Source organism: Streptomyces cucumeris, assembly GCF_024295805.1.
Classification (GTDB): Bacteria; Actinomycetota; Actinomycetes; order Streptomycetales; family Streptomycetaceae; genus Streptomyces; species Streptomyces cucumeris.
The window spans coordinates 1-24,447 of record NZ_JANCLX010000011.1 but is presented as its reverse complement, the minus strand read 5'-3'; the positions used below and the strand labels follow the sequence as shown (position 1 = coordinate 24,447).

The window sequence follows — 24,447 nt, the reverse complement described above, 5'->3', positions numbered from 1 at the left end:
AATCCGGTGCCGGAGGAAGTGACTCGGCAGCGCCAGAGCGGTGCGGCCGCGGTACGGGTGAGTGGGCTGTGGAAGCGCTACGGCGAGCAGATCGCGGTCCACGGCATCGATCTGGAGCTGCCCGCGGGCCAGTTCATCGGCCTGGTCGGCCCCAACGGCGCGGGCAAGACCACCACCCTCTCCATGATCACCGGCCTGTTGCGGCCCGACTCCGGCACCGTCGAGGTCGCCGGACATGACGTCTGGCGGGACCCGGCCGAGGTCAAGGCCCGGATCGGGGTGCTGCCCGAAGGGCTGCGGCTCTTCGAGCGGCTGTCCGGCCGCGAACTGCTCGCCTACACCGGGCGGCTGCGCGGTCTGCCCGGTGAGGAGGTCGACAAGCGCGCCACCCAGCTTCTGGACGTCCTGGACCTGGCGGGCGCCCAGAACAAGCTGGTGATCGACTACTCCACCGGTATGCGGAAGAAGATCGGCCTGGCCGCAGCACTCCTCCACAACCCGGAAGTCCTCTTCCTCGACGAGCCCTTCGAAGGCGTCGACCCGGTCTCCGCGCAGACCATCCGCGGGGTGCTGGAGCGCTACACCCGCTCCGGCGCCACCGTGGTCTTCTCCAGCCATGTGATGGAGCTGGTGGAATCGCTGTGCGACTGGGTCGCGGTGATGGCGACCGGCCGGATCCGGGCGCACGGCCCGCTGGCCGAGGTGCGCGGGGACGCCCCCTCCCTCCAGAACGCCTTCCTGGAGCTGGTCGGCGCCCAGCAGCGGGGGGCGGGCCAGGACCTCGACTGGCTCGGCGGCGGTGCCCGATGACGGTCACCGATCCGCTGGGCACCACCGCCCCGGCGCCCCCGGCCACCCCGACCGGATCGCCCACCCCGGTCCTCGTCGCGCTGAAGCTGTCGCTGCTGCGCAACGGGCTGCGGCAGTCCTCGGGCCGCCGCGCGGCCTATGTCACCTCGATCGTCTTCACCTTGCTCTTCGCCGCGCTGCAACTGCTCGGTCTGATCATGCTGCGCGGTCATGACCACGCCGCCGCCCTCGTCACCGTGCTCACCGCGCTGCTCGCCCTGGGCTGGGCCGTGGCGCCGCTGTTCTTCCCCGGCGGTGACGAGACTCTGGACCCGACCCGGCTGGTGATGCTGCCGCTGCGGCCGCGGCCGCTGGTCGGCGCGCTGCTGGTGTCCTCCCTCGTCGGCATCGGTCCGCTGTTCACCCTCACCCTGGCGGCGGGTTCGGCCGTGGCCCTCGCCCACGGGGCGGCCGCCGCGGTGGCGGGTGTCGCGGCCGTGGCATTGGACCTGCTGGTGTGCGTGGCGCTGGCCCGCGCCGTCGCCACCGCCAACATCCGCCTGCTCACCAGCCGTAAGGGCCGCGATCTCGCGCTGCTGAGCGGGCTGTTCGTGGCCATCGGCCTCCAGTTCGTGAACCTCGGCTGGCAGCGGCTCTCCGGCGAGAACGGGCTTGCGGTCCTGGAACCCGCGGCCGATGTGCTGCGCTGGGTGCCGCCCGCCGCGGCCGTCGACGCCGTCCAGGGGGTGAGCGAGGGCGCGTACGGCGCCGCCGCCGCCCAGTTCGCGCTGACCGCCGTCACACTGGTGCTGCTGCTGTGGTGGTGGCAGCGGGGGCTGACGCAGCTCATGACCGCCCCGGACGCCTCCACGCTCCAGGCGGACGCCCCCGGGCGGGCGTCCGGCGGACGGGACACGGGCGGTCCCCTGGGGCGGCTGCTGCCCGCGGGCCGCACCGGTGTGGTGCTGCTCCAGACCTTCCGCTACGCCGTGCGCAACCCCAAGAGCAAGGCCAGTTGGGTGACCTCGCTGGCGGTCGGGCTGCTGGTGCCCGTCGTCACCTCCCTCCAAGGCGCCGGCTCCATCTACTCCGCCTGCTGGGCCCCCGGTCTGCTGGGCATGGTGATGTTCAACCAGTTCGGGCAGGACTCCTCGGCGTTCTGGATGGTGTCGCAGACCATCTCCTCACGGCGGGACGCCTATCTGGAGCTGAAGGGGCGGGCGATGGCCATCGGGCTGGTCGCTCTGCCGTACGTCACCCTCGCTGTGGGCATCGCCGCCGCGGTGATGAACCGGTGGGACGCCGCAGCCGAAACGCTGGGACTGGGTCTGGCGCTGGTCGGCGCGCTGGTGGCGGCCGGCGCGGTGGCCTCGGCGCAGTTCCCGTACTCCATCCCCCAGGACAGCGGCTACAAGAACGTGGCGCCGGGGCAGGCGGGGCTCGCCTGGATCAGCATCTTCGGCGGGATGATCGTCGGGGCGGCGCTCACCGCACCGGTGCTGGGCATGACGATCTGGCTGCACCTCAGCGGTGCGCATGAACTGCTGTGGCTGGTCCTGCCGGTGGGCGCGGTCTATGGCCTGCTGATCGCGGAGGCCGGGCTGCGGCTGGGCGCACCGCGGACGCTGGCGCGGCTGCCGGAGATCCTGGCGGCCGTGAGCAAGGGCTGAGGCTCGGAGCACGATCTGAGGCGGTGTCCTGGGACACCGCCTCAGCCGGCGGAACGTCACGAGCGGTGGTGACTAGTAGTCGAGGTACTTGCTGTAGACCCAGCCGCGGGTCCCGGCGTGCAGTCCCGAGGTGGTCCGCTTCGTGAGCTTCCCGTAGGACCAGCTCTTGGCGAAGACCCGGGTGCGGCAGAAGTACCGGAAGGAATCGCCTCGGTAAAGCGTCCCTATCGCACGGTGACCCTTACCGGGTCCGGCGCGGAATCGGGCACCACTGGTGTCCACCGTGAAAGTGACATCCGGCGAATTGAACCGGCAGGCGGACGTGCCGACGGCCGACGCGGTGGGAGCCAAGGCCACCGAACCGCCCAACACCAGCGCGGCCGAGAGCACGACCATTGAGGCTTTACGCTTGATCTTCACGCAATCTCCCCCCATGATCAGTAATTCATTGCGCTCCCGAGAGCTTAGCACCAGCCAATCCGGCACCCCGGCACCCGGTAAGGCGGGACGAATCCGGATAGGTTGAATTCCGGAATAGCCGGATGAATATGAGGGAATGTCAGACGAGCGCGTCCCTGGTCAGCCCGGCGGCGCGGGTGTGACCGGAGAGCGCGAGCGTCAGCTCGAACTCCCCCAGTACGGACCGGATCACATGCTCCACACCCGCCTGTCCGTCCAGCCCCAGCCCGTACGCGTAGGGCCGCCCCAGCAGTACCGCGCGGGCGCCGAGTGCCAGTGCCTTGAAGACGTCGTCCCCGGTGCGGATCCCGCTGTCGAACAGCACCGGGAGCCGGTCACCCACCGCGTCGGCCACCCCCGGGAGCGCCTCGGCCGCCCCGATCGACCCGGCCACCTGACGGCCGCCGTGGTTGGAGACGACCACCCCGTCCATCCCCGCGTCGGCCGCGCGGCGGGCGTCATCGGGGTGCAGGATCCCCTTGAGCACGATCGGCCCCTTCCAGCGCTCCCGCAGGAAGGCCAGGTCGTCCCAGGTCTTCCCGGGGTCGCCGAACATCTGCACGAAGTGCAGCACCGCCGCGTCCGGGTCCTCGTGCACCGGTTTGGCCAGCCCTGCCTGAAAGGCGGGATCGGTGAAGTAGTTGGCGGTGCCGACCCCCCGCAGGAACGGCAGATACGCCTGGTCCAGATCGCGCGGCCGCCACGCCAGCATCGGGGTGTCCAGGGTGACGAACAGCGCCGTGAACCCCGACGCCTCGGCCCGCCGCAGAAAGCTCTCGGTGACCTCGCGGTCCTTGCCCCAGTAGAGCTGGAACCAGCGTTCGCCGTCCCCCATCGCCTCGGCGACCTGCTCCATCGGCGTACTGGACGCCGAGGACAGCACGAATGGCACCCCCTGCGCGGCCGCCGCGCGGGCCGCGGCGGGCTCCGCGTCCGGGTGCATGATCGACAGCACCCCGATGGGCGCGAGGGCGAGCGGCGCGGCCAGCCGGGTGCCCAGCAACTCCACCGACACATCCCGCCGACTGGTGTCACGCAGCATCCGCGGCACGATCCGATGGCGGTCCAGGGCAGCCCGGTTGGCCCGCTCGGTGGAACCGCTGCCCGCGCTCCCCGCCACATAGCCGACCGGTCCGGGACCCAGCCGCGCCGCCGCCACCTCCTCCAGCCGGGAGGGGTCGGCGGGCAGCCGGGGCACCGCGCCGGTCATCCCGTTGAGATAGATCTCGTACTGGAACGCCGCCCAGTCCTTGCCCGGTTCCGGCTCCGTGTTCCCGCCGCCGATCATGCTGGTCCTCCCGCATCCGATTCACCGTTGCGCATTCCTGACGCCATGACTTCCCCGGCCGCCCCGCCGAATACCGGATTCCGAACTTCCCAACCATTCAGGAAATCGGTCCCGTTCGGGCCACGGCGACTGAGCGGAACAGAATCGACCGGTCGACACGGTATCTAGGGCTACCCCTAGGATCTCCTTACGCGATCACGCCACGGGAGATCCGAAATGGGCGCGTGATGGCGACAGTTCCACATATGGGGAGATCACTTGTCGTTCACCAAGGCGATACGGAACGGAATCGTCGGCGGTCCGTTCCACGGGAAGCACTCATGACGGACCGGCCGCGCGGACTGCTGCCGATCACCCGGAGCGGTCTGGTCTCGGACCCCCGGCTGGAGAGCGCGGTACGGCGGATCGGCGCCCGGCACGGGATGGACTACCTCGACGACGACGCCGTCCGCGCCCTGTTCACCGAGCACCGGCGACGGCTCGCCCGCACCGGGCGGACCAGGGGTGTGACCGGCATCCTGCTCATGCTCGTGGGGCTCCTCTGGCCGCTCTTCATCCAGGCCCACCCCACCTATCTGGTGGCGTCGGACCCGTACTCGGGGCGCTCGGCCAGGGACGCGATCTCACTGGGCGCCGCAGTGCTGCTGGTGGTGGCCGGCACGGCCCTGGTCGTGTCCACCTACCGTGCCCATATGCGGCAGTTGCGCCACCCCCGGCTGGCGGGCTACCGCCTGGTGCTGGCCGCCGCCACCGCCCACGGCGTACCGGTGGCGCACGTACCGGGCTGGCTGATCGGCCAGGACCGGGACGGCAGCCGGCCGAGGGCCCCGCTGCCCCACTACGAGACCGCCCCCGCCCCGGCGGCGGCACCCGCGGCAGCCACGGACGAACAGCTCCCGCAGGTGCCCGAGAAGCCGCGCGCGATCGCCGAGTACGAGCGCGTCGCGGACCAGGGCGGCTGGCATGACGAGACCGGCTGGCTGCTGCTCTTCGCGGGCGGCGGCGCCATGCTGTGGGCGGCCACCGAACTCGACTCCCTGCTGCCGGGGGTGCTGGGCCTCGGGATCTGCACCGCGCTGGCGGTCTGGGTCTGGACGACCGGCGCCGCACAGGGCAGGCACAAGGACGCGCTGCGGGAACAGGCCCGCGCCTATGTCCGCGCGCTGAAGACCGCGCAGGCCGCGGGCTCGGTGATCCCGGAGCTCTCCCCGCAGCTCCGCGCGCTCATCGACGACTGACACATCCCCGCGGCGCTCCTAGGGCCCGTCTTCAAAGGGGCCGCCCTGCTCCCGACGCCTGGCACGGCACCTCACTGCGTTGTCGGACTCGCCCGAGTACGCCCAGTACGAGGGCGATCCTCCGCCTTGCGAGCCGCCCCCAGCTACCGCTGGGAGGTGCCCCCTGCACCAGACGCCGGTCGCGGCCGGACGCCCCCTTTGAAGACGGACCCTAGGCCGGGAGCGCCGCGGAGAGGAAGGGCTCCACGACCCGGCGCCAGCCGTCCGGCTGGTCGTAGTGGACCAGATGACCCGCGTCCACCACTTCCGCGTACTCCCCCTGGGGCAGCACCCGCACCATCTCCTGGGCCTCGGCGCGGCCCAGCTCGCCATCCAGCCCGCGCACCACCAGCGTCGGGCACTCCACATGCGCCAGCTCTTCCCAATGGGCGTCATGCACCCAGGTCTCACGGGCCTTCAGCATCTGGCGCCGGGAGAAGACCGGCCGCCAGCCGTCCGACCGCTCGGCCATGATCTCCGCGAAGAACTCGCCCCGGGACGGATTCGGCCGCTCCAGCACCGGATCGTCCTCGCCGAACCACTTCCGCACATCGGCCAGGGTGGCGAACGGCACCGGCCACGACCCGAACCACTCCGCCCACTCCCGCTGTGACGCCGCGCCCAGCGCGGAGGCCCGCATATCGCAGATGACCAGGGCCCGGACCAGGTCGGGGCGGTGCGCCGCGAGCTGCCAGGCCGTCAGGGCGCCCATCGCATGGCCGATCAGGGTGACCGGCGCCAGACCGAGCTGCTCCACGGCGGCCGCCGCGTCCTCCACATAGGCCCCACGGCCGAACGGGCCTTCGACCGGCTTCTCACTGCGGCCGTGCCCGCGCTGGTCCAGCGCGACGGCCCGGTGCCGGGTGGAGAGCCAGCGGGCGGTCTCCGCCCAATGGGCGGCGCGGCCCATCAGCCCATGGAGGAGCAGCACTCCGGGCCCGCATGAGCCCGCCCCGCCGCGCGGCTTGGGCGGATCGGTGAACTCCCACGCGGCGAGCCGGACGCCGCCGGCTCCGCTTACGTCGATGCGGCGCACCATACGTTCCGGCACCTCCATCCCTCTCTCGAGCACGCCCACAGTATCGAACCCACATTCGAATAGAGGGGTGTCGCCGGGCAACACCCCTCGTTCGAGTGACCATGCTCAAGGATTGGTCGTCTCCGCCGAGGGGAGACAGCTAGCGGGAGGCGGACTGCTCGGGGAAGGGAGTCCGCGGGGGACGACCCTGGGAGCTCGGGGCTCCGGGTCACCGGGGCGCCGGGTCGCACCGGCCGCGTTCGCGCGGTCCGTGCGGCCCGGGGCCCTGCGGGGGGACATGGGGAAGCAGGGCCTCGCCACCTTCGGGTGCCGGGGCCCTCGCTCATGAACACCCGCCCGGTGACACGGCCCGTCGGGCCCATAGGAGCCCCCTCCCCCTGACCCCGGAAACGCCTCGGCGCGCGAGCACGCATATGCGTCAGCGTGGCACGCGTCGGCGCGCCCCGCTCGGGGTTCCTGGAACTCCGGTGTCGGGAATATCCGTCGTCGCAGGTGGACGACGTCAGGGTGTCAGCGCTTGGCCACGAAGACGTGGGAGGCGATCTCCGACTCCAGCTCGGCCGCCTCACCGCTGCTGCCGACCAGCACACCGCCCGGCGACTCGGTGACGCTCACCACCGAACCCGGCTGCACCCCGGCCCGCCGCAGCGTGTACATGAGCTGGGCGTCCGTCTGGATCGGCTCGCCGATCCGGCGCACCACCACCGTCTTGCCCTCGGTGCCCGGCTCCAGCTCACGCAGGCTCACCATGCTGTCGTCCAGGAACGGATCGGCCTCGGCCTTCTCGCCGAGCTCCTCGAGACCCGGGATCGGGTTGCCGTACGGCGACTCGGTGGGATGACGCAGCAGCTCCAGCACCCGCCGCTCCACCGCCTCGCTCATCACGTGCTCCCAGCGGCACGCCTCGGCGTGCACCTGCTCCCACTCCAGCCCGATGACGTCCACGAGCAGGCACTCCGCGAGCCGGTGCTTGCGCATCACCCGCGTCGCCAGCCGACGGCCCTCCTCGGTGAACTCCAGATGCCGGTCGCCCGCGACCGTCACCAGACCGTCGCGCTCCATCCGCGCCACCGTCTGGCTGACCGTGGGCCCGCTCTGATCGAGACGCTCCGCGATCCGGGCGCGCATGGGGACCACGCCCTCCTCCTCAAGCTCGAGGATGGTGCGGAGATACATCTCCGTGGTGTCGATGAGTCCGGACATGCGTGCCCCTCGATGTGTCGTGCGGTGGCCCTCACCCAATTCTGACGCATCCCACCGACAACGGGGCCGAGACGGCCCCTTCCGTACCGACGGCGGGGACTGCTATTGACAGCGTCATGATCCAAGCACACACCGGAACGACACCGGGGGGCGCCCGCCCATGAGCGATTCCGAAGCCGCCGGACGCTTCTTCGACGCGGCCGTCGACCTGCTGCACCGCGTCCGGGACGAGGAGTCCGAACGGATCTCCGCCGCGGGCCGGCTGATCGCCCGGACGGTCCGCGCGGGCGGCCGCCTCTTCGTCTTCGGCGCCGGGCACTCCTCGCTGCCCGCCCAGGACGTCGTCTACCGCGCGGGCGGTCTGGCGCTGATGAACCTGCTCCCGGCCCCGGGCCTGGTCGGCGTGGACGTCATGCCCGCGACCCTGGGCAGCGCGCTGGAGCGGATCGAGGGCCTGGCCACCACCGTCGTGGAGCAGAGCCCGCTGCGCGCGGGCGACCTGCTGATCGTGATCTCGCTCTCGGGCCGCAACGTCCTGCCGGTGGAACTGGCACAGACGGCCCGCGCCCGGGGCATCACGGTCATCGGCGTGACCTCCCTCGCCTACGCGACGGGCACGACCCCCCGCAATCCGACGGGGAGCTTCCTGAAGGACCACTGCGATCTGGTCCTGGACAACAAGATCGCCGTGGGCGACGCCGAACTCACCTCCGAAGCGGTCGGCGCCCCCTTCGCCCCGGCGTCCACGGTGGTGACGAGCGCGCTGATGCAGGCGGTGATCGCGACGGCAGTGGAAGAACTCGCCGCGAACCACGCGCAACCCCCGATGCTCAGATCGGGCAACGTCGACGGCGGCCACGCCTGGAACGAACGCGTCATGAGCGATCACGCGGACCGCATCTTCTACCACCGCTGACGGAGAGCCGCCGACGAGACGGGAGGGGCCGGGGTCGCAGGGGTGGGGGTCCTGGACGCTATCGGATATGTGTGGCGCCGATTCCCGGCCCACCCCACGGCTCCGGGCACCGGCGCCGTAAATATCCGGTCCCGGGCCGCCACCCCGGAGGCCCCGGACCCGCATCCGCCCCCGCACCCGCTGCTACGCGCCCAGACCGGCAAGGTCCATCGCCGCGGCGACCCGCGCCGCCACATCCTCCGCGTACACCGCGTCCGCGCGGTCGAACGCACGGCGCGTGGGTCCGCGCAGGAACGTGGCCACGCCCAGGGTCCGCCCCCGGCTGCGGAGCACCGCGCACAGCGCGTGCACGGTGCCGTCCGGCCATTTGCGGGCGGCCGTCCACTGCGCCAGCACCACCTCGTCCGTGCGGGACGCGGTGGCCCGCACCGCACCGCAGCGCGCCACCGCCTGGAGCGCCGGATGGCCCTCCGGGTACGCGACCGGGATCCCGCCGGGCTGGGTGGGCGGACACGGCCCCGGGGCGTCGCACGGGGTCATGGCCACCCGCACCAGCCGCAGATCACCGCCTCCCGGCGACACCAGGTCGACCAGCGCATGATCGGCGAACCCCGCCAGCGCGAAGTCCAGATGCACCGAGGCCGCCTCCATCGGGTCCTCGCACTCGCCCGCCGCCCGCGCCGCCCGGTGGAGCTGGCTGCTCCGGAAGCGCATCCGGGCGCTGTCCTGCTCATGCGTCTTCGCCTCGGTCACATCCTGGAAGATCCAGGCCACCCCGAGCGGCACCGGCTCCTCGGCGAGCGGTGAGGCCAGCCGCAGAAAGCCGCTGCGCCAGCAGCGCCGCGACGGTCCGGACCCCTGCCCCAGCGCCGCCCGCACCACGGCCCCGCCGTCCTCCTCAAGGTCCTCGTACCGGACGGCGTCCGCCATCTCCAGGTCCTCGTCGGGCTCGCGCAGCGTCACCCACAGTTCGGTGGGCGCGGGCGGGGCGCCCTCGGCCAGGACGTGCTGGAGGGCGCTCTCGACCTCCTCCACGCCCTGGTCCAGGAGGTCGCCCAGCGGACGGCCGAGCACGGCCTTGCGCCCGGTCCGCAGGGCGATCGCCGCATTGCCGTTCACCACGGCCACCCGGAGATCGGCGTCGACGAGGACCACATGCCACGAGGCGTCCTCGAACAGCGCCTCGCTCAGCGCGATCGACCGCTCCAGGTCGATCTGCGAGTGGACCTCGCTGAAGGCGCAGTACACCCCGGCGGGACGGCCGTCCGCGCCGGGCACCGGCGAGGACTGGGTGCGGACGAGCACCCGTCCGCCGCCCTTCGTCACCAGTGCGAATTCATGGACCTGACGGGCTCCCCCGTCCCGCACCGCCATCAGCCGCCGCTGGACCTCGTCCGCGTCCGCCTCACGGGCCGCCCATCCGGCGAGCCCCTTGCGGCCGACGGCCTCGACCGCCGTCCAGCCGAGGACGCGCTCGGCCTCGCGGTTCCAGTGGGTCACGGTGCCGTCGGCGTCGAACGCGCACAGCGCCGCGTCCATCCCGTCGAGCAGGGCGGTGAGCAGATCGGGGCCGTCCCGGCCGGGAACCGGCCCGGAGGCCGCGGACTGCGCGGGAACGGACCGCGCGGAGGGCGCGGAACGGGCTGGACGTGCAGGTTCGGATCGTGGTGAAGCGGTCACCGGACACCCCCTGCGGGACGCGGCTGGCTGTGGTGGTGCACGTCGTGACATTGAACTCGAACGTGACGCGCGCCACACCACATTCCACCAAATCGTTGCCTCCCGGAAATTCGCTTGTGTGTCGTCCGGGACCGTTTTTAGGCTGTGGGTACACGAGAAGGGAGGTGGTTCGGCAGATGTATGAAATCCGGACGCGTGAGGTGGCTGCGGGCTAGCCGTCCGTCGTCGCGCTCTGCGCACCGCCGGACCTGCGCACAGATCCTGTGTGCGGCCGGCCAATCCCGAGCAGTCACCCGACCCGTGGGTCGCCGGTACGTCCGACCGGCTTCCTCGTGCCGTACGGCACGAGGAAACGACCCACGGGTCGTCTGCGTTTCCGCTCCGCGAGGTACCGGTGATGCGGCTGCGATCGCGGGCGCATCGCGGCCGCGGGCGCAGTTCCCCGCGCCCCTTCAGGGCGCCACCGTGCCGAAGATCGACGAGGCCCGCGCCCTCAGGGCGCCCCGCGCCCCCTCAGGGGCTCAGCCGCTCGACCTCCCAGCGACCGCGGCCGCCCTCCTCCGCCGGGACCCACACATACCGCAGCCGGTCGTGCAGCCGGTTCTGCCGTCCCTGCCAGAACTCCACCGCCTCCGGCACCACCCGGAAGCCGCCCCACTCCGGCGGCACCGGCACCTGCTCGCCCGGCGGATAGCGGTCCGCCAGCTCCGCGTAGGAGCGGTCCAGCTCCTCGCGGGAGCCGACCACCGAGGACTGGGCACTGGCCCACGCCCCGAGCTGCGAACCGTGCGGCCGGGTCCGGAAGTACGCCGCCGTCTCGTCCCGTCCAGTGCGCCGCGCGGTGCCCAGGACGATCACCTGACGGGCGATCGGATGCCAGGGGAAGAGCAGCGAGACATACGGGTTCTCGGCCAGCTCCCGGCCCTTGCGCGAGCCGTAGTTGGTGTAGAAGACGAACCCGCGCTCGTCGAAGCTCTTCATCAGGACCGTGCGGGAGCTGGGGCGCCCCGCCGCGTCCGCGGTGGAGACGACCATCGCGTTGGGCTCGAAGAGCCCGCTGCCGACGGCCTGCTCGAACCAGTGCGTGAACTGCCGGTACGGATCGTCCGCGAGATCGGCCTCGGCCATGCCCTCGGCACGGTAGTGCTCGCGCATGGCGGCCGGATCGTACGTACGCGCGGACGAGGCGGACGCGCGCGCGGCGGACGCGGCGGAAACGGACGGCTCCGGGTCAACGTGAGGCACGCGCATATCTTGCAACATCGCCGGTCCACCGCAGGGGGTACCCCGAAAGAGCGAAGTCCCCTCCACCGCCGGGTGGTCTTTCCCCCGTCGTGGGGACCGGTAACCCTCCCTCCGGGGGACGGCGGGTGTGCCGCTTCTCACGCTTCCCCATGGGTAGCGAAGCCAGCAGACTGTGGCTGACCATGCGCCTGTCAGGGTCCGCTGCCACTCGGTGCCGCACCTCTTCGGGCACGGCTGGGTGACCACCAGCCGCACGGGGCACACCACCGGATAGCCGGTACGGACCGCGAGCCGCCGACGCGGCCGTGGAACCGTCCCGGTACCGACCACCGGCAGCATGCACGACAGCCACCTGACGATTCCGCCGACGCAGCGGTACCAGCCCCGCCGCCCGCACCACGAGCACGGTCCGCACCAGCAATCCGCCCACCGCCGACCACATCATGAGGAGCCGCCTGATGTCCGACTTCGTACCCGGACTCGAGGGAGTCGTCGCGTTCGAGACGGAGATCGCCGAACCCGACAAGGAGGGCGGCGCGCTCCGCTACCGAGGCGTCGACATCGAGGACCTGGTGGGCCATGTGTCGTTCGGCAACGTCTGGGGCCTGCTGGTCGACGGCGCCTTCAACCCCGGGCTGCCCGCCGCCGAGCCCTTCCCCATCCCGGTGCACTCCGGGGACGTCCGGGTCGACGTCCAGTCCGCGCTGGCCATGCTCGCCCCGGTGTGGGGGCTGAAACCGCTGCTGGACATCGACGAGGAGCAGGCCCGCGAGGACCTGGCCCGCGCCGCCGTGATGGCCCTGTCCTACGTCGCCCAGTCGGCCCGCGGCCAGGGGCGGCCGATGGTGCCGCAGCACGAGATCGACAAGGCCGGGACCATCGTCGAGCGGTTCATGCGGCGCTGGCGCGGTGAGCCCGACCCCAAGCACGTCGCCGCCGTCGACGCCTACTGGACCTCGGCGGCCGAACACGGCATGAACGCCTCCACCTTCACCGCCCGCGTCATCGCCTCCACCGGCGCCGATGTCGCCGCCGCGCTCTCCGGTGCGGTCGGCGCCATGTCCGGCCCGCTGCACGGCGGCGCGCCCTCCCGGGTGCTGGGCATGATCGAGGAGATCGAGCGCACCGGGGACGCCGGGGCGTATGTCCGCCAGGCCCTGGACCGGGGCGAGCGGCTGATGGGCTTCGGCCACCGCGTCTACCGAGCCGAGGACCCGCGGGCGCGGGTGCTGCGGCGCACCGCCAAGGAGCTGGGCGCGCCCCGGTTCGAGGTCGCCGAGGCCCTGGAGCGGGCCGCCCTGGACGAGCTGCACAACCGCCGCCCGGACCGGGTGCTCGCCACCAACGTGGAGTTCTGGGCGGCCATCGTGCTGGACTTCGCCGAGGTCCCGGCGCATATGTTCACGTCGATGTTCACCTGCGCCCGCACCGCCGGGTGGAGCGCGCACATCCTGGAGCAGAAGCGGACCGGACGGCTGGTCCGGCCCTCCGCCCGCTACACCGGGCCGGGCACCCGCAGCCCGCACGACATCGAGGGCTACGGGGACATCTCGCGCTAGCGCGAGGCGTCCAGCACCCCGTCCAGGATCGCCGCCCACTGGACGACGACCCGCTCCCGGCGCGGGCCGTCGTCCGTGAGCAGATTGGCCAGGCCCAGTCCGCGGCCCATGTCCAGCAGGCCCTGGACGGTCTCCCGCACCCCCGGCACGGACTCGTCGGCGCCCAGCAGCTCCACCGCCATCCGATGGGTCTCCCGGCCGATCCGCGCCTCCAGCGCGGTCACCCGGGCGCCGAGCTGCTCCTCGTTGGCCGCCGCCACCCACAGTTGGAGGGCGGCCCGGAACAGCGGGCCGGTGTAGAGGCCGACGATCGCCCGCACCACCGCCCGGTTGCGGCCCTCCCCCCGCGGGGCGGGGAGGGTCCGCAGCTCCGCCGAGCGCTCCTCGGCGACATGCTCCACCGCGGCCGTGAACAGGTCCTCCCGGGTCGGGAAGTGGTGCTGGGCCGCACCCCGGGAGACCCCGGCGCGCTCGGCCACCACCGCCACCGTGGACCCCGCCCAGCCGTACTCGGCCAGACAGGACACGGCGGCCTCCAGCAGCCGCTGCCGGGTGGCGCGGCTGCGGTCCTGCTTGGGGTCGCGCGGCACGGTACGGGGACCCGAACGGGCTGTCCGCGTCACCGCCCCGCCCCCGCCGCGCCGCCACCGGCCGCGTCCGGCACCCACGGCGGGTCCCGGCGCTCCAGGAACGCCGTCATCCCCTCGCGGGCCTCCGCCGAGCCGAACAGCCGCGCCGACAACTCCGCCAGCGACTCCGCATCCCGGTCGAAGGTCCGCAGCGTCTCCGCCGTCACCAGCCGCTTGGACTCCGCGAGCCCCTGCGGGGAGCCCCGGCGCAGGCCGTCCAGCACCGGGGCCAGCAACTCGTCCGGATCCCCGTCCGGGTCCGCCAGCGTCACCAGACCGATCCGGGCCGCCTCGGCCGCGGCGAACTTCTCCCCGGTCAGGTAGTAGCGGGACGCCGCGCGCGGATCCAGCCGGGGCAGCAGCGGCAGCGAGATCACCGCGGGCGCCAGCCCCAGCCGCGCCTCCGTGAAGGCGAAGCTGGAGCCCCGGCCCGCCGCCGAGATGTCGCAGGCCCCGAGCAGTCCGAGCCCCCCGGCCCGGACATGTCCGGCGACCCGGGCCACCACCGGTTTGGGCAGCTCCACGATCGCCCGCAGCAGTGCGACCAGACCGAGCGCGCCGGTGGTGGCCGGCGGCTCCTTCAGGTCCGCGCCCGCGCAGAACGTGTTGCCGGTGTGGGTGAGCAGCACCGCCCGGGTGTCCCCGTCCTTCCCGGCCGCCGCCAGCGCCTCGTGCAGCTCGGTCACCAGCCGGGCCGAGAGCGCGTTGCGGTTGTGCGGGGAGTCGAGGGTCAGCGTGGTGATGCCGCGGGCGTCGGTACGCCGCACCAGCGGCTGAGGCGCGTCGGTCATGTCGCGGTCGAACTCCTTTCCCTGGCGCGCAGCTCGCGCCTGAGGATCTTGCCGGTGGCGGAGCGCGGCACGGCGTCCGTGAACTCCACACTGCGCACTTTCTTGTACGGGGCCACCTGACCGGCAACGTAACGGATCAGGTCGTCCCCCGAGACACGGGCTCCGGGCACCCGCACCACGTAGGCCTTGGGCAGTTCATTGCCCGCCCCGTCGGCCACCCCGATGACCGCCGCGTCCGCGACGTCCTCATGGGTGAGCAGCACGGCCTCCAGATCGGCGGGGGCGACCTGGTAACCCTTGTACTTGATCAGCTCCTTGACCCGGTCCACCACGTACAGCCAGCCGTCGGCGTCCACATGTCCGACGTCCCCGGTGCGCAGCCAGCCCTCCGCGTCGATCATCGCGTGGGTCTCCTCGGGCCTGCCCAGATAGCCCTTCATCACCTGCGGCCCCTGGACCAGGATCTCCCCGTCCACCCCCACCGCCACGTCCTGACCCGTCTCCGGGTCCACCACGCGCATCCGGGTGCTCGGCAGCAGCCGGCCCACCGTGCCCGGGGGTACGTCCCGCGCGTCCAGCGGCACCAGGTGCGACCCCGGGGACAGCTCCGTCATCCCGAACGCCTGGAGCAGCGGCGGCAGCCCCAGCCGGTCGGCACACGCCTGTGCCAGCCGCGCGTCCAGCGGCGCCGCCGCGCTGAGTACGAACCGCACCGACGACAGGTCCCGCCCCTCCACCGCCGGATGCTTCGCCAGCGCCAGCACGATCGGCGGCGCCACGTACACCGCCTCCGCCCGGTGCTTCTCGATTGCCGTCAGGAACTGCTCCAGATCGAACCGCGGCAGCACGATGACCGTGCTGCCGTTGCGCAGCGGCGCGTTCATCAGCGCCGTCAGCCCGTAGCTGTGGAAGAACGGCAGCACCGCCAGCACCCGTTCGCCCGGGCGCGTCGGCACCAGCGTCTCCACCTGCGCCAGGTTCGTCGCCACGTTCCGGTGGGTCAGCATCACCCCCTTCGGGGTGCCCGTGGTCCCCGACGAGTACGGCAGCACCGCCACGTCCTCCACCGGGTCGATCTCCACCACCGGCTCCGGCGCGGTGCACGCGAGCATCTCCCGCAGCGAACGGTGTCCGCTCGCCTCGTCGCATACGAAGACCTCGCGCACCCCGCCGGCCCGCTCGGCCGCCTCCCGGGCCACTCCGAGCAGCGGGGACACGGTGATGATCCACCGTGCCTCCGCGTCCCTGAGCTGCTTGGCGAACTCCTCCGCCGTCGCCAGCGTGTGCACCGTGGTGACGGTCGCACCGGTGCGCGTCACGCCGTAGAACGCCGCCGGGTAGATGATCGAGTTGGGGCTGTGCAGCGCCACCGTCTCGCCCTTGCCGATCCCGGTCTCCGCCAGGGCGGCCGCGATCCTCCGTGAGGCGTGGTCGAGGGCGGCATAGCTCATGCTCGCCCCCGTCACCCCGTCCACCAGCGCGGTCCGCTCACCGAACTCATCCGCCGCACGGGCCAGTACGGCCTCGTGGATGGGCAGATCGACGGGCGGGACATCCGGGTAGTCGCTGTGCAGCACCATGGCGTTCCCCTCGAATCCGATTACCTTCCCGTCGACACTGCCCAACTCCCCGGTCGATACGTGCCTGTTCGGACTCAGTACGACTTCGGCAGGCCCAGCGTCTGGTGCGAGATGAAGTTGAGGATCATCTCCCGGCTCACCGGCGCGATCCGCGCCACCCGCGACGCCGTGATCAGCCGCGCCAGCCCGTACTCCGCGCTCAGCCCATTGCCGCCGAGTGTGTGCACCGACTGGTCCACCGCCTTCACCGCGGCCTCGGCGGCGGCGTACTTCGCCATGTTCGCCGCCTCCCCCGCCGCCGCGTCATCGCCGCCGTCGTACAGGTACGCGGCCTTCGCGGTCATCAGCCGGGCGAGCTCCAGCTCGATATGCGCCTGCGCCAGCGGGTGTGCGATGGCCTGGTGCGCACCGATGGGCTCCTTCCACACCTGGCGGGTCCGGGCGTAGTCCACCGCCTTCGCCAGCGCGAAACGGCCCATGCCCAGCGCGAACGCCGCCGTCATGATGCGCTCGGGGTTCAGCCCGGCGAAGAGCTGGAGCAGCCCCGCGTCCTCGTCGCCCACCAGCGCGTCGGCGGGCAGCCGGACGTCGTCCAGCACCAGCTCGAACTGCCGCTCGTCCGAGTCGAGTTCCATCGGGATGTGGTGGTACGCGAAACCGGGTGTCTCACGGGGGACGATGAACAGGCACGGCTTGAGCTTCCCGGTCCGCGCATCCTCGGTGCGGCCCACGATCAGCGTGGCGTCGGCGGTGTCCACCCCGGTGATGAACACCTTGCGGCCGGTCAGCACCCAGTCGTCGCCGTCACGGCGGGCGGTGGTGGTGATCCGGTGCGAGTTCGAGCCCGCGTCGGGCTCGGTGATGCCGAACGCCATCCGTACGCTGCCGTCGGCGAGACCGGGCAGCCAGCGGCGCTTCTGCTCCTCGGTACCGAAGCGGGAGATGACCGTGCCGCAGATGGCGGGCGAGACGACGAGCAGAAGCAGCGGACAGCCCGCCGCGCCCAACTCCTCCAGGACGATGGACAGTTCGGCTATGCCGCCGCCTCCGCCGCCGTACTCCTCGGGGAGGTTGATCCCGAGGTAGCCCAGCTTTCCGGCCTCTTTCCACAGCTCGTTGATGTCGCCGCCGTGGCCCTTGCCGAGGGCGGCGACAGCGGCGCGCAGATCGGCGCGCTCGGGGGTGTCGGTGGTGATCGGGTTCATATGCCGCTCCTCGTGGGTGCGTGCTGCCGTGGTGGGTGCGGTGCGATGTCACGGGGCGGGGCCGGGGCCTCCGGGGTGGCGTCCTGGACCGGATATTTACGGCGCCGGTACCCGGAGACGCGGGGTGCACCGGGAATTGGCGCCACAAATATCCGATAGCGTCCAGGACACCACCCCTGCGACCCCTGCCCCTCAGGTGCGTTCGTCCTCCGCCGCCACCACCGCGAGCAGGGCACCGACCTCGACCTGACGGCCGGTGGCCACGTGCAGCGCGGTGAGGACCCCGGCGGCGGGTGCGGTGATGCGGTGCTCCATCTTCATGGCCTCCAGCCACAGCAGCGGCTGTCCGGCCTCGACCCGGTCCCCCACGGCCACCTCGGCGACCCGGACCACCGTGCCCGGCATGGGTGCCAGCAGGGAGCCGGGTTCCGTACGGGCGGTGGGGTCGGGGAACCGGGGCAGGGCGGTGAAGGCGAAGGACCCCAGGGGTGAGTCCACATGGACCTGGTCGCCGTATACCGCCACGTCGAACGTCCGCCGGATACCGTCGGCTTCGAGGACCACCCGGTGCGGATCGGCCCGCACCAGTCGGATGTCCGGGAACCGGTCGGCCACCAGACCGTCGCGGGTGAGCCGGTAGCGGACCTCGTGCTCGGTGCCGTCCGGTTCCGCGCGGTAGGTCTTGACCTGCGGCTGGGAGGCGACGTTGCGCCAGCCGCCCAGTCGCCCGGCCACGGACCCCGGCCGGTCACTGGCGTCGGCCACCGCCGCCACCAGGGCGGACAGGGCGGCGTCATCCCTCGCGGACGTCGTCAGCGCGTCGAGATGGCGCTCCAGGAAGCCGGTGTCCATCCGCCCCTCGGTGAACACCGGGTGGCGCAGGGACCGTACGAGCAGCTCACGGTTGGTCACCGGGCCGTGGAGGGTCGCGCGCTCCAGCTCATGGGCCAGTCGCCGCAGTGCCTCCCCGCGGGTGGGGGCCCAGACGATGACCTTGGCGAGCATCGGGTCGTAGTGGACGCCGATCCCGTCACCGTCCACGATCCCGGAGTCGATCCGCAATCCGGGCGGAGAGCCGCCGACGAGACGGGAGGGGCCGGGGTCGCAGGGGTGGGGGTCCTGGACGCTATCGGATATTTGTGGCGCCAATCTGGGGTTCACCACACTTCTCCGGGTACCGGCGCCGTAAATATCCGGTCCAGGGCCGCCGCCCCGGAGGCCCCGGCCCCGCACCCCGGCACCCTGCTCCGGCTCACCCCCCACAAAGGCGAACCGGTGCATCACACCCGTCTGCGGCTGCCACCCCCGCCCCGGGTCCTCCGCGTACAGCCGGGCCTCGACCGCGTGTCCGTCCGCCTCGGGAGCGGCTCCGAGCCGTTCGCCCTCCGCAACGCGCACTTGCAGGGCCACCAGGTCCAGGCCGTAGATCTCCTCGGTCACCGGGTGCTCCACCTGGAGCCGGGTGTTCATCTCCAGGAAGTACGCGCGGTCGCCCGAGACCAGGAACTCCACCGTGCCCGCGCCCTCGTACCCGATGCTGCGCGCCGCGTTCGCCGCGGACTCGTGCAGTACGGTGCGCAGCGCCTCGTTCAGCCCCGGGGCCGGGGCCTCCTCGATGACCTTCTGGTGGCGGCGCTGGAGGGAGCAGTCACGGGTGCCGAGCGTCCACACCGTGCCGTGGGTGTCGGCGAGCACCTGCACCTCGACGTGGCGGGCGCCCTCCAGATAGGGCTCCAGGAAGACCTCGCCGTCGCCGAAGGCGGACGCCGCCTCCGCGCGGGCGGATTCGAGTTCGGCGGGGAGCGCGTCGAGGTCGCGGACCACCCGCATACCGCGCCCGCCGCCGCCCGCCGCGGCCTTCACCAGGAGGGGGAGGTCGGCGGCGGTGACCCGGTCGGGATCGCCGGGTTCGAGGAGGGGGACACCGGCCTCGCGCATCAGCTCCTTGGCCCGGGTCTTGGAGGCCATGGCCTCCATCGCGGCGGGCGGCGGCCCGATCCAGACCAGTCCGGCGTCGGTCACCGCGCGGGCGAAGTCCGCGTGTTCGGAGAGGAAGCCGTAGCCGGGGTGGACGGCGTCGGCCCCGGCGGCGAGGGCGGCTTTGACGACGAGGTCGCCGCGCAGATACGTGTCCGCGGGCGCGTCGCCCGGCAGCCGTACGGCGGCGTCGGCCTCGTGGACGTGCGGGGCGTCGGCATCGGCGTCGGAGTACACGGCGACGGTGGCGATGCCGAGTTCACGGCAGGTGCGGAAGACGCGGCGGGCGATCTCGCCGCGGTTGGCGACCAGGAGGGAGCGGATCATTTTCCTCACATCCGGAAGACGCCGAAGCCGCGTGCGCCTTCGACCGGTGCGGTGTGGATGGCGGACAGGCAGAGGCCGAGCACGGTACGGGTGTCGCGGGGGTCGATGACGCCGTCGTCGTAGAGCCGCCCGGAGAGGAACATGGGCAGGGACTCGGACTCGATCTGCTGCTCGACCATGGCGCGCAGCCCGGCGTCGGCCTCCTCGTCGTAGGGCTGTCCCTTGGCGGCGGCGGACTGCCGGGCCACGATGGACAGGACGCCCGCGAGCTGCTGCGGCCCCATGACGGCGGACTTGGCGCTGGGCCAGGCGAAGAGGAAGCGGGGGTCGTAGGCCCGGCCGCACATGCCGTAGTGACCGGCGCCGTAGGAGGCGCCGATGAGTACGGACAGATGCGGGACGCGGGAGTTGGAGACGGCGTTGATCATCATGGCGCCGTGTTTGATGATCCCGCCCTGCTCGTACTCGCGGCCGACCATGTAGCCGGTGGTGTTGTGCAGGAACAGCAGCGGGATGTCGCGCTGGTTGGCGAGCTGGATGAACTGGGCGGCCTTCTGGGACTCCTCGCTGAAGAGCACGCCCTGGGCGTTGGCGAGGATGCCGAGGGGGTAGCCGTGGAGACTGGCCCAGCCGGTGGTGAGGCTGGTGCCGTAGCGGGGCTTGAACTCGTCGAAGTCGGAGCCGTCGACGATACGGGCGATGACCTCTCGGGGGTCGAAGGGGACCTTGAGGTCGCCGGGGACGATGCCCAGGAGCTCATCGGCGTCGTACTTGGGCGGTTCGGCGGGGCCCGGGTCGGGGTGCGCCTTGCGCCAGTTGAGGCGGGCGACGACACGGCGGGCCTGGCGCAGGGCGTCGGGCTCGTCGGTGGCGAAGTAGTCGGCGAGGCCTGAGGTACGGGCGTGCATCTCGGCGCCGCCGAGCGACTCGTCGTCGCTCTCCTCGCCGGTGGCCATCTTGACCAGCGGCGGGCCGCCGAGGAACACCTTGGAGCGCTCCTTGACCATGATCACGTGGTCGGACATCCCGGGGACGTACGCACCGCCGGCGGTGGAGTTGCCGAAGACCACGGAGACGGTGGGGATTCCGGCGGCGGAGAGCCGGGTGAGGTCGCGGAAGAGCGCGCCGCCCGGGATGAAGATCTCCTTCTGGCTGGGGAGATCGGCGCCGCCGGATTCCACGAGGCTGACCACGGGGAGCCGGTTGACATGGGCGATCTCATGGGCGCGCAGGGACTTCTTCAGGGTCCACGGATTGCTGGCGCCGCCGCGCACGGTGGGGTCATTGGCGCTGATCACGCATTCGACACCGGAGATGACGCCGATACCGGTGACGAGGGAGGCGCCGACGGGGTAGTCGCTGCCCCAGGCGGCGAGCGGGGAGAGTTCGAGGAACGGGGTGTCGGGGTCGAGGAGCAGCTCGATGCGCTCACGGGCGAGGAGCTTGCCGCGCTTGCGGTGCCGGGCGACGTACTTCTCACCGCCGCCGGCCAGCGCCTTGTGGTGCTCGGCGTCGAGTTCGCCGAGCTTGGCGAGCATCGCCTCGCGGTGGGCCGTGTAGTCGGCGCCGCCGGGGTCGAGCGCGGACGCGAGCACGGTCACAGCAGTACCTCCGGTATGTCCAGGTGGCGTGAGCGCAGCCATTCGCCGACGGCTTTGGCCTGCGGGTCGAAGCGGGCCTGGGCGGCGACGCCTTCGCCGAGCAGACCGTCCACGGTGAAGTTCAGGGCGCGCAGATTGGGCAGGGTGTGGCGGGTGACGGGCAGCCCGTCCGTCTCCGGCAGCAGCGCGCGAAGCCGCTCGGTGGTGAGGGTGTGGGCGAGCCAGCGCCAGGCGTCCTCGGTGCGGGCCCAGACGCCGATGTTGGCGCTGCCGCCCTTGTCGCCACTGCGGGCCCCGGCGACGGCCCCGAGGGGGGCGCGCCGGGTGGGGCCGGACGGGAGCGGCGGTGGCAGGTCGGGTTCGCCGACGGGGGCGAGGGCCTGGTGGCCGGGCGCCGGGGGGATGGCCGTACGGGTGCCGTCGGGGAGGACGGCGGTGTGGGTGACGGCGTCGGCCGGGGTCGCCACCGCCTCGAACACGCCGTAGGGGGAGGCCTTTCCGGGCGGGGCGGTGACGTGGAAGCCGGGGTAGCTGGCGAGGGCCAGTTCGACGGCGGCGGCGCTGACCGCGCGGCCGACGGTGTCGGGGTCCCGGTCGCGGACGACGAGCCGCAGCAGGGCGCTGGCCTCCTCCTGCCCCGCGGCGTCGGGGTGGTCGGTGCGCGCCAGGGTCCAGCGCACCTCGGCGGGGCGGCGGCGGGCGAGCGCGGCGTCGAGCTGGCTCTGTACGAGCGCGGCCTTGGCCTCGATGTCCAGGCCGGTGAGGACGAAGACCACCTCGTTGCGGTGGCCGCCGAGGCGGGTGAGCCCGGTCTTGAGGGTCGGCGGCGGCGCCTCGCCGCGCACGCCGTCGATCCGCACCCGGTCGGGGCCGTCGGGGGTGAGCCGGACGGAGTCGAGGCGGGCGGTGACATCGGGGCCCGCGTAGCGGGCGCCCGCGGTCTCGTAGAGGAGCTGGGCGGTGACGGTGCCGGTGGTCACGGCGCCGCCGGTGCCCGGGTGTTTGGTGATCACGCTGGAGCCGTCCGCGGCGATCTCGGCGAGCGGGAAGCCGGGGCGGCGGATGTCGTGGTCGGTGAAGAAGGCGTAGTTGCCGCCGGTGGCCTGGGTGCCGCACTCCAGGACATGTCCGGCGACGACGGCCCCGGCCAGCGCGTCCCAGTCGTCGGCGGCCCAGCCGAAGTGGGCGGCTGCGGGGCCGGTGACGAGGGCGGCGTCGGTGACCCGGCCGGTGACGACCACGTCCGCGCCGCCGCGGAGGCAGGCGGCGATCCCGGCGCCCCCGAGATAGGCATTGGCGGTGAGCACACCCGGGCCCCAGTCGCGGGTGGCGAGCAGATCGTCGCCCTCGACGTGCCCGACACGCACGGCGATGCCCAGCTTGTCGGCGAGGGCGCGGATGTCGTCGGCGAGGGCGGCCGGGTTGAGCCCGCCCGCGTTGGTGACCAGCCGTACGCCGCGCTGGACGGCGAGGCCGAGGGTGTTCTCCAACTGCCGCAGGAAGGTGGTGGCGTAGCCGCGGCCGGGGTCCTTCATCCGGTCCCGGCCGAGGATGAGCATGGTCAGTTCGGCGAGATAGTCACCGGTCAGGACGTCCAGCGGGCCGCCGGTGAGCATCTCGTGGACGGCGTCGAACCGGTCGCCGTAGAAACCGGAGGCGTTGCCGATGCGCAGCGGGGCGGTCATGCGGCACCCCCGCCCGGCAGGCGGCCCTTTCCGGGCGGTCCGGCGAATGCCTGGGCGATGTCCAGCCAGCGATCGGCGTCCGGGCCGTACGCGGTCACGGCCACGTCGGCGCGGTGGGCGCGCTGGGTGACCAGCAGACAGAAGCCGAGGGCGTCCCCGGTCACCCGCTGTGCGGCGTCCTCGGGTCCGAAGGTCCACACCCCGCCGCCGGGGGCGGTGAGTTCGACCCGGAACTCCTCGGCGGGCGGCTCCAGTCCGCGCGCCGCGTATGTGTAGCCCCGCGCCCGGACCCCGATCAGCGCCACATGGCGCAGCCGGGCGGTGGGGGCGCGGCGGGCGCCGAGGGCGTCGGCGATGTCCTGCCCGTGGGCCCAGGTCTCCATCAGCCGTCCGGTGGCCATGGACTTCACGCTCATCGGCGGCCCGTACCAGGGCAGCCGGGCGCCCGGGGGTGCCTGGGCGAGCGTCCGGCACAGCCGTTCGCGCCCGTCCCGCCAGCGCCGCAGCAGTTCCGCGGGCGGCAGTGCGGCGCCCTGATCCGCGCCCTCGTCCACGAACCCGCCCGGTGCCGCCCGTGCCTTGCGCACCTCCGCCGCGAACCCGTCCGGATCGAGCGCGGCCTGCGCGGCGCGTTCGTCGGTCCAGGCGAGGTGGGCGATCTGGTGCGCGACGGTCCAGCCGGGCGCGGGGGTCGGGGTCCGCCACCCCGTGTCGTCGAGCCCGGCCACCAGACCGTCCACCTCGTCCCCCTCGGCGCGCAGATCGCCGAGCAGGGCTTCCGTATCGGACACGCGTGGCTCCCGTCGTCGGGGGTGTCGTGCGGGCGTCGGGAGTGAGCGTGGCAGCACCGAGAGAAACAATCAAGCATGCTTGCATGATTTTCGGTCATGGCCACACCCCCGGGAGCGCCCCGTCGAGCCTCCGGGAACCCGGAGCGAGGGATCGACGTTCGGACATCCGCCGGACCGGTGCGAAGGAAGCCGTCGGCACGGTCCGCGGATGTGTGCTGCGCCACGACCTGCGGCGAAACCAACAAGACGGTAATGGCGTCCTGTTCCGGGTGAGACTGCGGCAATGGTCTCGATGGCTCGATCGGAGCGGTCGACGGGTCGGTGCGCCGTCGGTGTACAGGGGGGAGCGGATCAGTGTCCGTGCATGACAGAGGCGTTTCGGCGCCGGACGGCCCGAAGCCGGGTGACGGCTGCCGGGTGGACGGCAGCAGCGTCGGCGGAAAAGGAACGATCGCATGACGCAGAAGGACGCCATGGAGGGTGGGGCGGCCGAGCGCATACCCGCTCATGCGCAGCCGTCGGATGTGATTCCTGGTTCGCCGGGGACGGTTGAGGCTCTGGCGGTCAAGCTTCGTGCGTATGCGGGGGCGTTCAAGGACGGTGAGGACAAGCTCAGCGATCTGTCCTTGATGAACTGGACCGGTGCGGCGAATGAGGGTTTCAAGACCGCCACCAGCAAACTGCCGCAGCATCTGGAGGCGGCGCAGAAGTACTTCACCTCGGCTGCTGGTGCGCT

20 protein-coding genes are annotated in these 24,447 nt (G+C 72.3%); 6 read left to right on the top strand and 14 right to left on the bottom strand.

Annotated elements, in window-relative coordinates:
• The first annotated feature begins 6 nt into the window (after positions 1 to 6).
• Together NMK44_RS18260 and NMK44_RS18255 are read left to right on the top strand one after the other, a co-directional pair.
• Positions 7 to 810: an ABC transporter ATP-binding protein gene (locus tag NMK44_RS18260; RefSeq protein WP_254744329.1), complete on the top strand. Its 804-nt coding sequence runs from the start codon at positions 7 to 9 to the stop codon at positions 808 to 810.
• Positions 807 to 2,459: a transporter gene (locus tag NMK44_RS18255; protein ID WP_254744327.1), complete on the top strand. Its 1,653-nt coding sequence runs from the start codon at positions 807 to 809 to the stop codon at positions 2,457 to 2,459. The genes NMK44_RS18260 and NMK44_RS18255 overlap by 4 nt, the downstream gene beginning before the upstream one ends.
• Before the next feature lie 72 nt (positions 2,460 to 2,531).
• Here NMK44_RS18255 and NMK44_RS18250 read toward each other — a convergent pair whose 3' ends face one another.
• Both NMK44_RS18250 and NMK44_RS18245 read right to left on the bottom strand, forming a co-directional pair.
• Complete coding sequence (locus tag NMK44_RS18250) at positions 2,532 to 2,879, bottom strand: SH3 domain-containing protein (protein ID WP_254744325.1); 348 nt, start codon at positions 2,877 to 2,879, stop codon at positions 2,532 to 2,534.
• A 139-nt stretch (positions 2,880 to 3,018) separates the two neighbouring features.
• Positions 3,019 to 4,206, bottom strand: a complete 1,188-nt coding sequence (locus tag NMK44_RS18245) for a lactate 2-monooxygenase (RefSeq protein WP_254744323.1) — start codon at positions 4,204 to 4,206, stop codon at positions 3,019 to 3,021.
• A 320-nt stretch (positions 4,207 to 4,526) separates the two neighbouring features.
• Between NMK44_RS18245 and NMK44_RS18240 the strand changes: the two genes are divergently transcribed.
• Complete coding sequence (locus tag NMK44_RS18240; RefSeq protein ID WP_254744321.1) at positions 4,527 to 5,444, top strand: hypothetical protein; 918 nt, start codon at positions 4,527 to 4,529, stop codon at positions 5,442 to 5,444.
• A 211-nt stretch (positions 5,445 to 5,655) separates the two neighbouring features.
• Here the strand turns inward: NMK44_RS18240 and NMK44_RS18235 are convergent, their stop codons facing one another.
• Together NMK44_RS18235 and NMK44_RS18230 are read right to left on the bottom strand one after the other, a co-directional pair.
• Positions 5,656 to 6,522, bottom strand: coding sequence for an alpha/beta fold hydrolase (locus NMK44_RS18235; RefSeq protein ID WP_254744636.1), 867 nt, complete (start codon positions 6,520 to 6,522; stop codon positions 5,656 to 5,658).
• Between the two features lie 510 nt (positions 6,523 to 7,032).
• Complete coding sequence (locus tag NMK44_RS18230) at positions 7,033 to 7,725, bottom strand: iron-dependent transcriptional repressor DtxR (protein ID WP_254744319.1); 693 nt, start codon at positions 7,723 to 7,725, stop codon at positions 7,033 to 7,035.
• A gap of 160 nt (positions 7,726 to 7,885) precedes the next feature.
• Between NMK44_RS18230 and NMK44_RS18225 the strand changes: the two genes are divergently transcribed.
• Positions 7,886 to 8,641, top strand: coding sequence for an SIS domain-containing protein (locus tag NMK44_RS18225; protein ID WP_254744317.1), 756 nt, complete (start codon positions 7,886 to 7,888; stop codon positions 8,639 to 8,641).
• 183 nt (positions 8,642 to 8,824) lie between these two features.
• On the opposite strand, the gene NMK44_RS18220 is transcribed toward NMK44_RS18225, so the two are convergent.
• Both NMK44_RS18220 and pdxH read right to left on the bottom strand, forming a co-directional pair.
• Positions 8,825 to 10,372 (bottom strand): PAS domain-containing protein, encoded by a 1,548-nt coding sequence (locus NMK44_RS18220; RefSeq protein ID WP_374215291.1) that lies wholly within the window; start codon positions 10,370 to 10,372, stop codon positions 8,825 to 8,827.
• Positions 10,373 to 10,834: 462 nt separating this feature from the next.
• A complete protein-coding gene (gene pdxH / locus NMK44_RS18215) occupies positions 10,835 to 11,572 on the bottom strand; it encodes a pyridoxamine 5'-phosphate oxidase (RefSeq protein WP_374215290.1) in 738 nt (245 codons plus the stop codon).
• A 452-nt stretch (positions 11,573 to 12,024) separates the two neighbouring features.
• Here pdxH and NMK44_RS18210 point away from each other — a divergent pair, with 452 nt between their 5' ends.
• On the top strand, positions 12,025 to 13,125 hold the full coding sequence (locus NMK44_RS18210; RefSeq protein WP_254744314.1) for a citrate synthase 2: 1,101 nt from the start codon (positions 12,025 to 12,027) through the stop codon (positions 13,123 to 13,125).
• Here the strand turns inward: NMK44_RS18210 and NMK44_RS18205 are convergent.
• The 8 genes from NMK44_RS18205 to NMK44_RS18170 form a co-directional block, all read right to left on the bottom strand.
• On the bottom strand, positions 13,122 to 13,748 hold the full coding sequence (locus tag NMK44_RS18205) for a TetR/AcrR family transcriptional regulator (RefSeq protein WP_254744313.1): 627 nt from the start codon (positions 13,746 to 13,748) through the stop codon (positions 13,122 to 13,124). The two genes, NMK44_RS18210 and NMK44_RS18205, sit on opposite strands and share 4 nt — an antisense overlap.
• A complete protein-coding gene (locus NMK44_RS18200) occupies positions 13,745 to 14,545 on the bottom strand; it encodes an enoyl-CoA hydratase family protein (protein ID WP_254744311.1) in 801 nt (266 codons plus the stop codon). The genes NMK44_RS18205 and NMK44_RS18200 overlap by 4 nt, the downstream gene beginning before the upstream one ends.
• Positions 14,542 to 16,125, bottom strand: coding sequence for an AMP-binding protein (locus NMK44_RS18195; RefSeq protein ID WP_254744309.1), 1,584 nt, complete (start codon positions 16,123 to 16,125; stop codon positions 14,542 to 14,544). The genes NMK44_RS18200 and NMK44_RS18195 overlap by 4 nt, the downstream gene beginning before the upstream one ends.
• A 74-nt stretch (positions 16,126 to 16,199) precedes the next feature.
• Positions 16,200 to 17,330 (bottom strand): acyl-CoA dehydrogenase family protein, encoded by a 1,131-nt coding sequence (locus NMK44_RS18190; RefSeq protein WP_254744307.1) that lies wholly within the window; start codon positions 17,328 to 17,330, stop codon positions 16,200 to 16,202.
• A gap of 192 nt (positions 17,331 to 17,522) precedes the next feature.
• On the bottom strand, positions 17,523 to 19,634 hold the full coding sequence (locus NMK44_RS18185; protein ID WP_254744305.1) for an acetyl/propionyl/methylcrotonyl-CoA carboxylase subunit alpha: 2,112 nt from the start codon (positions 19,632 to 19,634) through the stop codon (positions 17,523 to 17,525).
• 5 nt (positions 19,635 to 19,639) lie between these two features.
• The gene (locus tag NMK44_RS18180) at positions 19,640 to 21,235 is read right to left on the bottom strand and encodes an acyl-CoA carboxylase subunit beta (RefSeq protein ID WP_254744303.1); all 1,596 of its coding nucleotides are present in this window, start codon (positions 21,233 to 21,235) and stop codon (positions 19,640 to 19,642) included.
• The gene (locus NMK44_RS18175) at positions 21,232 to 22,920 is read right to left on the bottom strand and encodes an acyclic terpene utilization AtuA family protein (protein ID WP_254744301.1); all 1,689 of its coding nucleotides are present in this window, start codon (positions 22,918 to 22,920) and stop codon (positions 21,232 to 21,234) included. The genes NMK44_RS18180 and NMK44_RS18175 overlap by 4 nt, the downstream gene beginning before the upstream one ends.
• Complete coding sequence (locus NMK44_RS18170) at positions 22,917 to 23,711, bottom strand: TIGR03084 family metal-binding protein (RefSeq protein WP_254744299.1); 795 nt, start codon at positions 23,709 to 23,711, stop codon at positions 22,917 to 22,919. The genes NMK44_RS18175 and NMK44_RS18170 overlap by 4 nt, the downstream gene beginning before the upstream one ends.
• A 455-nt stretch (positions 23,712 to 24,166) precedes the next feature.
• Between NMK44_RS18170 and NMK44_RS18165 the strand changes: the two genes are divergently transcribed.
• Positions 24,167 to 24,447: putative T7SS-secreted protein (locus NMK44_RS18165; protein WP_254744297.1), on the top strand; the 281-nt coding region annotated here is incomplete at its 3' end.